The organism is Clostridium sp. AM46-21, assembly GCF_003480025.1.
Taxonomy (GTDB): domain Bacteria; phylum Bacillota; class Clostridia; order Lachnospirales; family Lachnospiraceae; genus Coprococcus; species Coprococcus ammoniilyticus.
Window position 1 is genome coordinate 1 of the sequence record NZ_QUIB01000022.1, and the last position, 13,541, is coordinate 13,541.

Annotated in this window: 12 protein-coding genes, 2 tRNA genes and 1 pseudogene; all 15 read right to left on the bottom strand. The window is 42.4% G+C overall.

Annotation, left to right across the window (positions count from 1 at the left end; all coding sequences use genetic code 11):
* Positions 1-133: 133 nt before the first annotated feature.
* The 15 genes and pseudogenes from DW959_RS13115 to DW959_RS13185 all read right to left on the bottom strand — a co-directional run bounded on the left by DW959_RS13115 (position 134) and on the right by DW959_RS13185 (position 13,408).
* Positions 134-222, bottom strand: a tRNA-Ser gene (locus tag DW959_RS13115).
* Between the two features lie 47 nt (positions 223-269).
* A tRNA-Ser gene (locus tag DW959_RS13120) sits at positions 270-355 on the bottom strand.
* A gap of 123 nt (positions 356-478) precedes the next feature.
* Positions 479-1,180, bottom strand: a complete 702-nt coding sequence (gene ispD / locus DW959_RS13125) for a 2-C-methyl-D-erythritol 4-phosphate cytidylyltransferase (protein WP_021943131.1) — start codon at positions 1,178-1,180, stop codon at positions 479-481.
* 127 nt (positions 1,181-1,307) lie between these two features.
* A complete protein-coding gene (gene tsaD / locus DW959_RS13130) occupies positions 1,308-2,339 on the bottom strand; it encodes a tRNA (adenosine(37)-N6)-threonylcarbamoyltransferase complex transferase subunit TsaD (protein WP_117808589.1) in 1,032 nt (343 codons plus the stop codon).
* Positions 2,340-2,369: 30 nt separating this feature from the next.
* Entirely contained in the window at positions 2,370-3,278 is a 909-nt protein-coding gene (locus DW959_RS13135; RefSeq protein WP_021943129.1) for a ribonuclease Z, read from the bottom strand.
* Positions 3,279-3,372: 94 nt separating this feature from the next.
* Complete coding sequence (locus DW959_RS13140; RefSeq protein WP_021943128.1) at positions 3,373-3,591, bottom strand: hypothetical protein; 219 nt, start codon at positions 3,589-3,591, stop codon at positions 3,373-3,375.
* A 108-nt stretch (positions 3,592-3,699) separates the two neighbouring features.
* Positions 3,700-4,203, bottom strand: a complete 504-nt coding sequence (gene rimI / locus DW959_RS13145) for a ribosomal protein S18-alanine N-acetyltransferase (RefSeq protein ID WP_118616373.1) — start codon at positions 4,201-4,203, stop codon at positions 3,700-3,702.
* A complete protein-coding gene (tsaB, locus tag DW959_RS13150) occupies positions 4,196-4,906 on the bottom strand; it encodes a tRNA (adenosine(37)-N6)-threonylcarbamoyltransferase complex dimerization subunit type 1 TsaB (protein ID WP_021943126.1) in 711 nt (236 codons plus the stop codon). Before tsaB ends, rimI begins: the two co-directional genes overlap by 8 nt.
* Before the next feature lie 4 nt (positions 4,907-4,910).
* On the bottom strand, positions 4,911-5,342 hold the full coding sequence (tsaE, locus tag DW959_RS13155) for a tRNA (adenosine(37)-N6)-threonylcarbamoyltransferase complex ATPase subunit type 1 TsaE (RefSeq protein ID WP_021943125.1): 432 nt from the start codon (positions 5,340-5,342) through the stop codon (positions 4,911-4,913).
* A complete protein-coding gene (locus tag DW959_RS13160) occupies positions 5,339-5,818 on the bottom strand; it encodes a dCMP deaminase family protein (protein ID WP_021943124.1) in 480 nt (159 codons plus the stop codon). Before DW959_RS13160 ends, tsaE begins: the two co-directional genes overlap by 4 nt.
* 99 nt (positions 5,819-5,917) lie before the next feature.
* A complete protein-coding gene (locus DW959_RS13165; protein WP_021943123.1) occupies positions 5,918-7,132 on the bottom strand; it encodes a homoserine dehydrogenase in 1,215 nt (404 codons plus the stop codon).
* A 36-nt stretch (positions 7,133-7,168) separates the two neighbouring features.
* A protein-coding gene (prfB, locus tag DW959_RS13170) for a peptide chain release factor 2 (protein WP_117822541.1) occupies positions 7,169-8,282 on the bottom strand; the annotation gives its coding sequence in 2 pieces (ribosomal slippage) (positions 7,169-8,206 and positions 8,208-8,282; 1,113 coding nt in all).
* 45 nt (positions 8,283-8,327) lie between these two features.
* A pseudogene (secA, locus tag DW959_RS13175) lies at positions 8,328-10,900 on the bottom strand (preprotein translocase subunit SecA).
* Positions 10,901-11,186: 286 nt separating this feature from the next.
* Positions 11,187-11,714 (bottom strand): ribosome-associated translation inhibitor RaiA, encoded by a 528-nt coding sequence (gene raiA / locus DW959_RS13180; protein WP_021943120.1) that lies wholly within the window; start codon positions 11,712-11,714, stop codon positions 11,187-11,189.
* Between the two features lie 311 nt (positions 11,715-12,025).
* A complete protein-coding gene (locus tag DW959_RS13185; RefSeq protein WP_021943119.1) occupies positions 12,026-13,408 on the bottom strand; it encodes a C40 family peptidase in 1,383 nt (460 codons plus the stop codon).
* Positions 13,409-13,541 lie beyond the last annotated feature (133 nt).

Here is a 13,541-nt window from a genome sequence, read left to right on the forward strand (position 1 = left end):
CTTTACTGTTCTTGGTTTGTATCAGACTTGCGTCTGTTACGTTCTTTTTGAAATTCTTTATTTGGAATTTCAGGGTTGTCATGTTGTTAATTTTTCAAGGTTCTTTGTTTTCGCCTGTACCAGTAAAACTTAACGGAGAAGGAGGGATTTGAACCCTCGCGCCGCTATTAACGGCCTACTCCCTTTCCAGGGGAGCCCCTTCAACCGCTTGGGTACTTCTCCTAGTATCAAGCGCTTGAACTTTCCATCTTTGTTTATTGAAAAGTCAGCGGAGAGAGAGGGATTCGAACCCTCGCGCCCTTTCGGACAAACGGTTTTCAAGACCGCCTCGTTATGACCACTTCGATATCTCTCCATCCAGTTGTTTAAGTCTCCTTTTGACCGGCGACTTGTATATATTAGCACTTCTGTTTTTCTATGTCAACACATTTTTTCAAATTATTTCATTTTTTTGTGACTGGTATTTTCAAGTACTTCTTTACCCCTGTTTTTGCAGAAATTCCTGTCCAATACGCATATCTTCCGGTGTCGTAATCTTTATATTTGTATAGCTGCCCTCAATCACTTTCACCTGTATCTTACCGTATTCTTCGACCACCATCGTATCATCCGTCACTGCTATTGCTGCCCCATCTGCCCGTTTCTTCATCATCTTCTGATAACACTTCATCAGACATTTATAATCAAAGCTCTGTGGGGTCTGGATCTGCCACAGGTACTCTCTTGCAGGAGTCGCCATTCCAATCCGATTTTCATTTACGATCTTTATCGTATCCTTTACAGGCATCCCCACCGTACACGCTTTGTAATCTGCCAGTGTCTGGATCGATCTAACGACCATATCCTGTGTCACAAATGGTCTTGCGCCGTCATGGATCATGACATAATCGGTCTCCGGACATGCACACAAACCATTATATACAGAATCATACCGATTTTCACCGCCCTCTACTACAGATACAACCTTTGTAAAATGATATTTCTCTATGATCTCATGCCTGCAATATTCCACACTGTTTTTTCCTGTTACAAGAATGATGGAATCCACAGGACTTTCTTCAAAAGCTTTTAATGCATAATAAATTACAGGATAGCCTCCAAGCTCCATGAACTGTTTTTCAATTTTACTGTGCATTCGGCTGCCTTTTCCTGCCGCAAGTATGATCGCCGTTGTCTTCATGTTTTCTCTTCTATCCTTTTATCTTTTTTGCCTCTAATATTTGTTTCATATTGTATTCTTTCACCATATATTTACAAACACTCACAAAGCAGCAGAGCAATCTGCATTCACTTCTTACTGTATCCTTCTACCGCTCGCCTAATTTCAGATTTGGAACTGCATTCAGATCCAGCCCGTGTCTGGTACCTTTTATGAATTCATAATAACCAGCCGCTCCGATCATGGCTGCATTATCGGTGCAAAGGATCGGTGCCGGATAATATAACTGAATTCCTGCTTTTTCGCAGGCCGCTTTCATCGATGCACGAAGTGCTGAGTTGGATGCAACACCGCCTGCCAGCGCAACTTTATCCATGCCATATTTCCTGGCTGCATAGATGGTATGTTCTGTCAGTACATCCGTTACCGCTTTCTGGAAGGATGCCGCTACATCTGCGCGGTTGATCTCCTCATTCTTCATTTCCTTCTGATTGATATAATTTAAAACTGCAGACTTCAGACCACTGAAGCTAAAATCATATGCAGAATCGGAAATCTTTGCTCTAGGGAATTCAATTGCATCCGGATTTCCCTCTTTTGCAAGCTTATCTACCTTCGGTCCACCCGGGTATCCAAGTCCGATAGCTCTTGCTACTTTGTCAAATGCTTCACCTGCCGCATCATCTCTGGTCACACCAAGGATCTCAAACTGCCCGTAGTCTGTCACCTTTACCAGATGGGTATGCCCGCCGGATACAACCAGACACATAAATGGCGGTTCCAATGTCTTATCTTCTATAAAATTAGCAGCAATATGTCCCTCTATATGATGAACGCCTACCAATGGGATATTCTTTGCATAGCTGATCGCCTTTGCTGCTCCTACTCCAACCAGCAAAGCTCCTACTAAGCCCGGCCCATATGTAACTGCGATCGCATCTATATCATCCAGAGTACAGTCTGCTTCTTTCAGTGCAGCCCTTATTACCTGATTCACTTTCTCGATGTGTTTTCTTGACGCTATCTCAGGAACAACGCCGCCATACAGTGTGTGAATGTCAATCTGTGAATATATGATATTTGATAATACTTCCCTACCGTTTACGACGACAGCCGCTGAAGTCTCATCACAAGATGATTCAATTGCCAGAATCTTTATATCTTTTTTCTCCATTTTCATCTTCCTCTTTTTCCTGTTTTACCGTCTGTATCAGTCTGCAAATTTTAACGTTGTCTCCATCCGGTCTTTTCCTGCAACCGCAGCCGGGAATATTTTTCTTACTTCATCCATGTACTGCATCGGCTTGATCAGGGACGGACTATAATGTGTCAGCCACATCTGTTTTACTTCTGCCTCTTTCGCAATCTCCGCCGCCTCATACATTGTCATATGCTTATGGGAAACTGCCTTTTCGTATTTGTCCGGTTCACCATACATTCCTTCGCAGATAAACAAGTCTGAGCCTGCCGCATGTTTTGTAATAAGTGGTGTCGGACGAGTATCTGTACAATATGTGACCTTAAGCCCTTTCCGATCCGGTCCCATAACCATATCCGGTGTATAGAGCCTGCCGTCCAGTTCTATCGTCATGCCCTTCTGCAATGTATTCCAGATCTGCATCGGAACCTCCTGTGCACGTGCACGTTCCACATCGAATTTACCAGCACGGTCAAGCTCAAATGAATATCCATAACAGGTAACATTATGATTTACCCGGTACGCATTTGCACGTAAGCCACACACTTCAAATTCTTCTTCTTCCTCTGTCAGTTCTTTAAACTGTATCTCAAATGGAAGCTCCGGTGCGATCACGCGCAGAGAGTTCACTACCCGTTCCAACCGTTTTGGTCCAACCATCAGAACCGGATCCTTTCGTTCTGCATTTCCGATTGTCAGGAGTAGCCCAGGCAATCCGCTGATATGATCTGCATGAAAATGTGTGAACAGGATCACATCGATCGGTTTGAAGCTCCATCCCTGCTGTTTGACTGCTACCTGCGTTCCTTCACCACAATCAACTAATATAGAGCTGCCATTGTATCGTATCATCATGGATGTCAACGCTCTGTACGGAAGTGGCATCATTCCGCCTGTACCAAGCAAACATACATCTAACATATTCTATCCTCCAACTTCTGTTTCCACTCTGTCTGTAAACCATTTCTCCTGTAAGGAAAAAAGAGTCATTTTATATTCAAATGACTCTCTGGTTCTACATATATTCTGCCGTTTCGTCTCTCTGTACCGGTACTGCAAAGCTGTCTGCCAGCCGGTCATAACAATCTTCGCATATACAGATCCTGTGGGTTTCTCCATCTTTCTTTGAGAAGTATCCCCACTTTTTTGAAATTATAATTGCATCTTCCATCAAAATGTCATTTCTGACTGACAATTCTTTCCCACACATATTGCAACGTATTACATCCATCATAATTTCCTCCTGATCTTCCGGTTTCCCGGCGATCTCTGTATCTTTTCTATTGTCGATTATAATAGAAAAAATGCATCTTTTGTAGTGGGAATTCCTGTCATCTATGTATTATGAATGTGAACACTTCAGTTCCATGATAACAGCATCTTCTGTTGGTTTTTTATAATAATCTTTCCTTCTGGAAATCTCATCGAAGCCTAGTGATTCATACATTGATATTGCTGCGTCATTAGACTCACGAACCTCCAAGAAGATCTTTTCTCCATTGTCTTCTACACACATGTGGATCATTTCTTTCATCAGTCTGTGTCCGATTCCACATTTCCTGTAATCTTTATCAACAGCAATCCGAAGCAGTTCACAATCCTCACACGGTGCAGTAAAGATACAATAACCAACCACCTTGTCATCCTTCGTTGTGTCAACTGCTGTAAGCACGGTATCATACGTTCCATACATGGATGTCGCAACCATCTGCTCATTCCAGGAACTCATAAATACTTTTTCTCCCAGAGAAACAATATCAAGCAACTGTTCCTCATCGCCTTCTCTTATCTCAATGTTGTCTAAATAGGGCCCCGCCGCCCCGCCATCACTGACGCTATTACTCATTTCTTTCACCTTTCTCTTTTCTTTCTCTTTCTGCCTGAGACATTCTCAGATATTCAGGAGCAAAATCATCTCCATTTATATATTGTTCATGCGCATACCGGTAAGCGCCGGCATATGCGACTGATCCAGCCTTCTGTTTGTTCAGATGTGCCGGTGCCAGACGTGCATGCTTCATCTTTGACAGGATCTGAGATCCATACACCTGTATGCCATCACCTGTAAACTGCACTTCTTCATCTTTTTCAAGAAGCAGATCGATCAACTCATTTACATCCATCGGTATCTGATCCATCTCTGTAACCAGATTACCTGCTTCGTCAAATCTGTACAATCCAGTATAGACCTGATTTCTTCTGGCATCCATGATCGGACAGATCAGCCTGTCACTTCCCCAGAAATTGTATGCAAGTCCTTCCAGTGTCGGAACAGGCACAACCGGCTTATCAAGTGCAAGCGACAGTCCTTTTACCGTTGCTGCTCCGATACGCAGTCCGGTAAATGACCCCGGACCTGCTGCGATCGCGATCGCATCTACTGCATCAAGCTCAATACCTGCTGCGTTTACAACCTCGTCCAGCATCGGAAGCAAGGTCTGTGAATGTGTCTTTTTGTTATTTACTGTAAATTCTGCAACCAGATTGTCATTCTCTAATAAGGCAACGGATGCAACCAGCCCTGAGCTGTCCAGAGCGAGGATCTTCATATCTTTAAACCTCTTCTATCGTTATCTTTCTATAATCTGTCCCTTTTTCAAGGTCTTTTTCAATCGTTATCTTCTGATAATGATCCGGAAGGATCTCTTCGATCAGATTTGCCCATTCGATCAGGCATACTCCATCACCGTATACCATCTCATTGTAGCCGATTTCTTCCATCTCATCCACATCTCCGATCCGATAGACATCAAAATGATATAACGGAAGCCGTCCGTTATCATATTCTTTCACGATCGTAAATGTAGGGCTGTTCACAATATCATCGACTCCAAGACCTTTGGCAAATCCCTGTGAAAATATCGTCTTTCCTACGCCCAGATCTCCAAAGAAACAGAAAACCTGTCCCGGAACCGCCTGTTCGCCAAGCTCCCGTCCGATCCTGTATGTGTCTTCTCTGCTGTTGCTTTCTTTTACAATCATCATAAATCTATCGTTATCTTCTTTCCTTTTACTTCATATGGCCGATAAGTAACTCCTGCCATATCAAACATTCTCTTGGATGCCATCGTGCTGTCGGTACTGGCATATTTATCCGACAGATAGATCACCTCTTTTATCCCACACTGAATGATTGCTTTCGCACATTCATTGCAAGGGAATAAGGTCGAATAAAGTCTTGCGTCCTTTAAGCTACCGCCTCTGTAATTCAGGATGGCATTCAATTCTGCATGACACACAAAGAAATATTTATTGTTCAAAGGATCACCGATTTTTCCCCATGGCATGATATCGTCTTCACATCCGGCAGGCATACCATTATACCCTTCCGACAGAATACGATTATTATCGTCTACAATACATGCACCAACCTGAGTGGAAGGATCTTTGCTTCTCTCTGCTGACAACAGTGCAATACCCATAAAATACTGATCCCAGCTAATGTAGTCGGCTCTTTTCATCGGTGTCCTCCTTTTCTTTTCATCTGATCATCCGGTTATTTCCATATAGTGATAACCCGTTTTTACATCGGCCATCTTATGGTTATACAACTTTTTTCTCTAAAATGCTACTCTGATTATGCTGAAAATTTTATCAATTTTAGCTGTAATATCAGCAAAACTGCCCTCAGTCATGGACGAAGTGATAAATGCAAGCTCTCCGTCCACACCTTCTGCTGTTACATATGTCACATCACCAAACAGCTTCTGGATCTCATCTTTTGTGATCGCATCTGCACTTACCCGTATGAAGAAACGATTAACCGCATCTCTGAAATCACCGATCGGAAGTGCTTCTGCATCCCAACTTGCCATAATATTCTTACCCATATGTTTTACTTCGTCTACAACATCGGATACAACGGCGGATGCTGTTGGAAGCTTTCCGGCTCCTCTTCCATAGAACATGATATCATCTACAACATTTCCATGTACAAATATGCCATTGAATACATCATGGATACCGGATAATGGATGGTTCTCGTCCAGCATCATAGGTGCAACGAAGGAGTATAAGGTATCTCCTTCCTTTTTAGTCGTACCTACTAATTTGATCGATACACCAAGTGCATCTGCATATTTGAAATCTTCTGTTGAGATCTTTGTGATTCCTTCTGTATGGATCTTAGTGTAATCCAGATGCTTTCCATATACGATAGAAGTCAGGATAGCGATCTTTCTACACGCATCTCCACCTTCTACGTCTGCTTCCGGATTTCTTTCTGCATATCCCAGATCCTGTGCCTGCTTCAGCACTTCATCATAAGATGCACCTTCCTGATCCATCTTGGTCAGGATATAATTTGTTGTTCCGTTTAAGATACCTGTGATCTCTGTTACTTCATCTGCTGTGATAGAGGTATTTAATGGACGGATGATCGGAATACCACCGCCAACAGATGCCTCAAATAAGAAATTCACATTGTTCTCTTTTGCGATCGCAAGTAATTCCGGTCCGTGAGAAGCTACCAGTTCCTTATTGGATGTTGCTACACTCTTGCCTGCTGCAAGGCACTGTTTTACAAATGTATAGGCAGGATTGATTCCTCCCATTACTTCAACAACAACCTTTACTTCATCATCGTTTAAGATGTCATTGAAGTCATGTGTCAGTATCTGCTGTACAGGATCTCCCGGGAAATCTCTCAGATCAAGAACATACTTGATGTTAATCTCTTCTCCCGCTCTCTTATTAATGATCTCGTGATTTGTATTGATTACTTCAACCACGCCTGAACCAACTGTACCATAACCTAATACTGCTATATTTACCATGTGGGTGTCTCTCCTTTTTGCATTCTTTTTTGTATATTACGACTCACTCCGGCTGCACCATTTTAAATATGCATTCATAAATCCGTCGAGTTCTCCATCTAAAACTGCGGCAACATTTCCGCTTTCTTCACCTGTCCGGTGATCCTTCACCATCGTATACGGCTGCATAACATAAGACCGGATCTGGCTTCCAAATCCATTCTCCAGTATCTCACCCCGAATATCCGAAATCTTATCCAAATTCTCCTGTTTCTTGATCAGATACAGCTTAGACTTCAGCATCTGCATAGCCTTATCCTTATTCATATGCTGTGAACGCTCATTCTGGCATTGTACTACGATACCGGTCGGAATGTGCGTGATACGAACCGCCGATGATGTCTTATTGATGTGCTGTCCACCGGCTCCGCTCGATCTGTAAGTATCGATCCGGAGATCATCTTCATTGATATCCACTTCCAGGTCTTCCTCTATCTCCGGTATCACATCGCAGGAAGCAAATGAAGTCTGTCGCTTGCCTGCTGCATTGAACGGTGAAATACGAACCAGACGATGTACTCCTTTTTCTGATTTCAGATATCCATAAGCATTCTGTCCACTGATCTGTATCGTAACCGACTTAATGCCAGCCTCATCACCCTCCAGATAGTCAAGCACTTCCACCTTAAAACCGTGCTTTTCCGCCCATCTGGTATACATTCTGTATAACATCGATGTCCAGTCACAGGACTCTGTCCCGCCGGCTCCTGCATGAAGCGTCATAACGGCATCGTAACCATCAAACTCATCCGACAGTAGAAGACTGATCCTGTAATTTTCGAATTCCTTCTGAAATGCTGTCAGCATCTCACCGATTTCCTCTATCATAGAGGAATCGCCCTCTTCTTCCGCCATCTGAATCAGGGTTTCAATATCTGAAAAATCCTGTTCCAGCTTCTGATATTCCTCCAGCGAATCCTGCAGCTCCTTTAACTGTCTGGAAACGCTGGTTGACTTTGCTACATCATCCCAGAAGCCCGGCTGTTCCATCTCATATTGTAATTTTCCTATGCTGTCTTTTCTGCCAGCGATGTCAAAGTGAATCCCTTACTTCCATTAATGGTTGTCTGTACTGATTCAATGTGAACTTAAACTGGTCTGTCTCTATCATTAATTTCTCACCTACTTTATCGGTTGCAGCTGCAACACATTATTTCTATTCGTTCCGTCCGCAGCAGTTCTTATATTTCTTACCGCTGCCGCATGGACACAAATCATTTCTTCCGATTTTTTTTGCTTTCTTTACAGGTCCTCTGGATACAGTATCATCCTTGTTTGTTCCTGTAACCTTATTTACTTCCTCTCGTTCAACCTTCTGTTCAACCTTAACACGGAGAAGCAGTTTTACTGTATCCTCCTGAATTGCTCTTGTCATCTCATTGAACATGTCATAACCGGCAAACTTGTATTCTACAACAGGATCTCTCTGGCCCAGTGACTGAAGCCCGATACCCTGCTTTAACTGTTCCATATCATCGATATGGTCAGTCCATTTTCTATCAATTACCTTCAGAAGGATAATACGCTCGATCTCACGCATATCTTCCGGACTTGGGAATTCTTTTTCTTTCTCATGGTAGAGTTCCACAGCCTCATTATACAGTCTCTCTTTGAGTTCTTCTGTGTCACCCTTTTTGATCTCATGCTCAGTAAGTGCGATTGGTTCTGTAAATGGAATGATCTCACGGATCATATTGTCAAGCTCTACAATATTCCACTCTTCCGGTGCAACTTCTGATGAGCATACAGTATCTACACATGCATTGATATCATCCTTGAGCATCTTCAGGATAACTTCATGCATATCTTCACCGTCTAAGACTCTCCGGCGCTCCTTATACATGATCTCTCTCTGTTCATTATTTACACGGTCATACTCTAACAGATTCTTTCTGATCGCGAAGTTGTTGCTTTCGATCTTCTTCTGGGCCTTCTCTACGAAGTTCGAGATTGTCTTATGCTGGATCTCTTCGCCCTCCGGGATCTTCAATGTATCATAAAGGCTCATAACTCTCTCAGAACCAAACAATCTCATCAGATCATCTTCTAGAGACAGGTAGAACTTGGATTCACCCGGATCTCCCTGACGACCGGAACGTCCACGAAGCTGATTATCGATTCGTCTGGACTCATGACGTTCTGTACCAATGATACGAAGTCCGCCAAGTTCAGCAACGCCCTCGCCAAGCTTAATATCCGTACCACGACCAGCCATGTTCGTTGCGATCGTAACTGCATTCTTCTGACCTGCTTCTGCAACGATCTCTGCCTCAAGCTCATGGAACTTTGCATTTAATACCTTATGTGGAATTTTTTTCTTGCTGAGCATGTGGCTGAGTTCCTCAGATGCATCAATATTGATCGTACCAACCAGAACAGGCTGTCCTTTTCTGTAACTCTCATTGATCTGCTCAACAATAGCGTTTAATTTCTCTTTCTTTGTCTTGAAGATAGAATCCGGGTGGTCAATTCTCTGTACCGGAAGGTTGGTTGGGATCTCTACAACATCCATACCATAGATCTCTCTGAATTCTTCTTCCTCTGTACTTGCTGTACCTGTCATACCTGCTTTCTTCTCAAACATATTAAAGAAGTTCTGGAATGTGATCGTAGCAAGTGTCTTGGACTCTCTCTTAACCTTTACATTTTCCTTTGCTTCGATCGCCTGATGCAGTCCGTCTGAGAAACGACGGCCCGGCATGATACGTCCTGTAAATTCATCAACGATCAGAACCTCGTCATCCTTTACAACATAATCACGGTCACGGAACATCAGGTTATGTGCACGAAGTGCAAGAATTATGTTATGCTGGATCTCGATATTCTCAGGATCGGACAGGTTCTCGATATGGAAGAACTGCTCTACTTCCTTCACACCGTTTGCTGTCAGCATAACGTATTTGTCTTTTTCATTTACAAGAAAATCTCCGTCTTCCTCAATTGCTGTATTCATCAGCATATCCATCTTGGAGATCTCGCCATCACCTTCACCACGCTTCATACGTCTTGCAAGGTAATCGCACATCTTATAAAGCTCTGTCGATTTGCCGCTCTGTCCTGAAATGATCAGAGGTGTTCTCGCCTCATCGATCAATACAGAGTCGACCTCGTCGATTACACAATAATGAAGTCCTCTTAACACAAGCTTTTCTTTATAGATAACCATGTTATCTCTTAAGTAATCGAAACCGAGTTCGTTATTTGTTACATAAGTAATGTCACATGCATATGCGTCACGTCTTTCATCATTTGTAGATGAATTCAAAATAATACCAACTGTAAGTCCAAGGAACTCATGAACCTTACCCATCCATTCAGCATCACGCTTTGCCAGATAATCGTTGACTGTTACGACCTGAACACCTTTGCCTTCCAGTGCGTTTAAGTATACAGGAAGTGTAGACACAAGGGTCTTACCTTCACCGGTTCTCATCTCGGCGATACGTCCTGATGTAATACAACGCCACCGATCAACTGTACTCTATAATGCTTGATGCCAAGCACTCTGTATGCAGCCTCTCTTACAACTGCAAATGCTTCTACCAGCAGATCATCAAGCGTTTCCCCATTTGCAAGTCTCTCTTTGAATTCTGCTGTCTTTGCTCTTAATTCCTCATCGGACAATGCCTGCATGTCAGAATCAAGTGCTTCTATCTTGTCCACAATAGGAGCGATCTTCTTCAGTTCTTTCTCACTATGTGTGCCAAATACTTTTTCAAATAATCCCATTCTATTATTCTCCTAACTGTTTTCTTGGTTTCATATCCAAATCTTATTACTCAGGGTACATAATACCATCATATGAAATTTATATCAAGAATGAATCTGAAAAGCTTTGGTAAAGCATTTATGAAATAATGATGAATAATCAACATTCATTCTTTAAATCTGACCACAAAAAAGAGCCGCCAGCGTTAATTGTCTGGCGACCCTTCTTTTTATCCGAAAATCTCAGGCAGACATTCTTCAGACTATAGCTTCTGAAAATATCTGTCCCTGCTCAGCAGGTACGAGATTAAAATTCTGGTTCGATCAATCCGTATGTATTACCCTTTCTCTTGTAGACAACATTTACTTCTTCTGTCTCTGCATTTCTAAATACATAGAAGTTATGTCCAAGCAGATCCATCTGGATGCATGCATCGTCCGGATACATAGGCTTTACTGCAAATCTCTTGCTTCTAACGATCTTAATCTCGTCATCTTCATCTGTTTCTTCTTCTACAAATGAATTCTGGAGATATGCTGCATTCTGCTCCTTGTCGATCAATTTCTTCTTATGCTTGTTCACCTGTCTCTCGATTACTTCTAGCACAAGATCGATCGATACATACATATCATCACTTACCTGTTCTGCACGAATGATATGTCCTTTCATAGGGATCGTAACTTCTATCTTCTGTCTGTCTTTCTCTACACTAAATGTAACCTGTGCAACAGCATCTTCTGCGAAATATTTCTCAAGCTTGGACAGCTTGTCATATACTGCATTCTTTAAACCTTCAGTAACATCGATGTTTTTTCCACTAATTATGTAATTCATGTTGCCCAACTCCTTCTTTTTCGGGTGTCCCCGAATTGATAGTCTTATTATAACATAAACCACCATTTTTTCAAGTCATTTTAAACAAAAGGGAACCGTTTACTTTTCATTTTTTAGTCAAATTAACAATTAATTTATATAATTTATGAAAACTACACAAATGCATATGTATCTTTTTTCTATCTCCCATATTTCCTTAATTTACAGTCTTGTATTCATCGAATGCAAAAAAAGAAAGCCGATACATACCGGGAGAAACAAGAACCTGTTCACTCACCATGTACCGGCTTTTCTTCTATTCTGTTTATCCTTTATTGTCCAAGCAGTCTGACTGCCTTGATCGGAGTTCTGTAATTATATACAGATGTCTTGATTCCTGTTGCTTCTGTACTTGCATGTACGATCATGCCGCCACCTGTATAGATTCCAACATGTCCGATATCTCCGTCTGTTCCGTAGAATAACAGATCACCCGGTTCCAGCTCTGAAAGACTTACTTCTGTTCCGTAATAAGACTGAGCAGTTGCGGAATGTGGAAGTGAAATTCCAAAGTGTGCATATACGGATAATGTAAATCCTGAACAGTCAGCACCATTTGTAAGGCTTGTACCGCCATATACATAAGGATTGCCAACAAACTGTAATGCATAATTTGCAAGGTCTACACCAGTTGAACCGCTGGATGGCACCGGATCCTCAGAAGGTGCTTCTGTAGGAGCTTCCGTAGGAGCCTCAGTTGGTGCTTCCGTAGGGGCTTCTGTTGGTGTCTCAGTTGGTGCTTCTGTAGGAGTCTCAGTCGAAGCTTCCGTAGGGGCTTCTGTTGCCTGCTGCTCTTCCTCCTGCTGCTTCTGCTGTTCTTCCTGTTGTCTTCTCAATTCTTCCTCTTCTGCTGCTCTTGCAGCTTCAGCCTCTTCTACCGAGATAGCCTTTACTGTATTATATGAAATTTCAACATAATCCGAACTTACATAACCGGCAGTCTCATCATCAACCTTTACTTCTGTCCAGCCATCTGCCTGACCGATTACTGAATATGATTCTCCACCAGGGATCATTGTAAGACATTCACTGTCTGCATCTGCCTCGGCACGTACATTCAAGGTTTCTGTTGTAACAGTTGCCAACTTGCTGCAATGTTCTTCTGCATAAGCACCTGCATCGTCACCATATACAAGGAAATCGTTCTTTATGTATCCTTCACAGCTACCGGATGCAACCTTTGTCCACGTATCACCTTTTTCCTTTACAAGGGCAATACCATTTGCTCCAAGTGTTCCGACCAGTTCACCGTCTACACTTGCTGTAGCACGGATATTAACCTCATCCGTTACAGTTGTAAGACACTTTCCTTCAAACTGTGGATACTTACAGGTTTCCTCTGCCGCTCCCGTTTCCTCTGTCGCAGCTTCTGTTGTTTTTTCTTCTTTCTTGGTACTCTTTTTTGATGTCTTCTTTGTCTCAGTCTTTGCTGTTTCTGTCTTAACTGTTTCAGAAGAAGCATCCGTCGGTGTACTTCCATCTCCGGCTGAAGCCGTTTCAAGCTGAACAGATTCTACATATCTGTCAAGCGCTGATGAGAGTCCGATCGTTGAATCATCATATATGTTATTTGCTTTGATCACGCCAAATGCCGTTGTAGCTGCCAGACTGACTGTTACTACCGCAACGGATATCTTTCTGGTTCCTTTGGACATCTTATTACCTCCCTGACATGGAAATGCCATGTCATCAAACATTTGTTACGAAATTGTTACATTTCTGGTTCATTATAACAACAATTCAAATGCTTGTCAACATGGCATTCCCGTGTTTTTGCTTGTTTTTCAG

What these genes read in the sequence shown, in the direction of transcription:
- ispD (WP_021943131.1), bottom strand. Translation starts at nt 1,180, where the DNA reads ATGAAGACAACGGCGATCATACTTGCGGCAGGAAAAGGCAGCCGAATG.
- tsaD (WP_117808589.1), bottom strand. Translation starts at nt 2,339, where the DNA reads ATGAAAATGGAGAAAAAAGATATAAAGATTCTGGCAATTGAATCATCT.
- DW959_RS13135 (WP_021943129.1), bottom strand. Translation starts at nt 3,278, where the DNA reads ATGTTAGATGTATGTTTGCTTGGTACAGGCGGAATGATGCCACTTCCG.
- DW959_RS13140 (WP_021943128.1), bottom strand. Translation starts at nt 3,591, where the DNA reads ATGATGGATGTAATACGTTGCAATATGTGTGGGAAAGAATTGTCAGTC.
- rimI (WP_118616373.1), bottom strand. Translation starts at nt 4,203, where the DNA reads ATGAGTAATAGCGTCAGTGATGGCGGGGCGGCGGGGCCCTATTTAGAC.
- tsaB (WP_021943126.1), bottom strand. Translation starts at nt 4,906, where the DNA reads ATGAAGATCCTCGCTCTGGACAGCTCAGGGCTGGTTGCATCCGTTGCC.
- tsaE (WP_021943125.1), bottom strand. Translation starts at nt 5,342, where the DNA reads ATGATGATTGTAAAAGAAAGCAACAGCAGAGAAGACACATACAGGATC.
- DW959_RS13160 (WP_021943124.1), bottom strand. Translation starts at nt 5,818, where the DNA reads ATGAAAAGAGCCGACTACATTAGCTGGGATCAGTATTTTATGGGTATT.
- DW959_RS13165 (WP_021943123.1), bottom strand. Translation starts at nt 7,132, where the DNA reads ATGGTAAATATAGCAGTATTAGGTTATGGTACAGTTGGTTCAGGCGTG.
- raiA (WP_021943120.1), bottom strand. Translation starts at nt 11,714, where the DNA reads ATGAATTACATAATTAGTGGAAAAAACATCGATGTTACTGAAGGTTTA.
- DW959_RS13185 (WP_021943119.1), bottom strand. Translation starts at nt 13,408, where the DNA reads ATGTCCAAAGGAACCAGAAAGATATCCGTTGCGGTAGTAACAGTCAGT.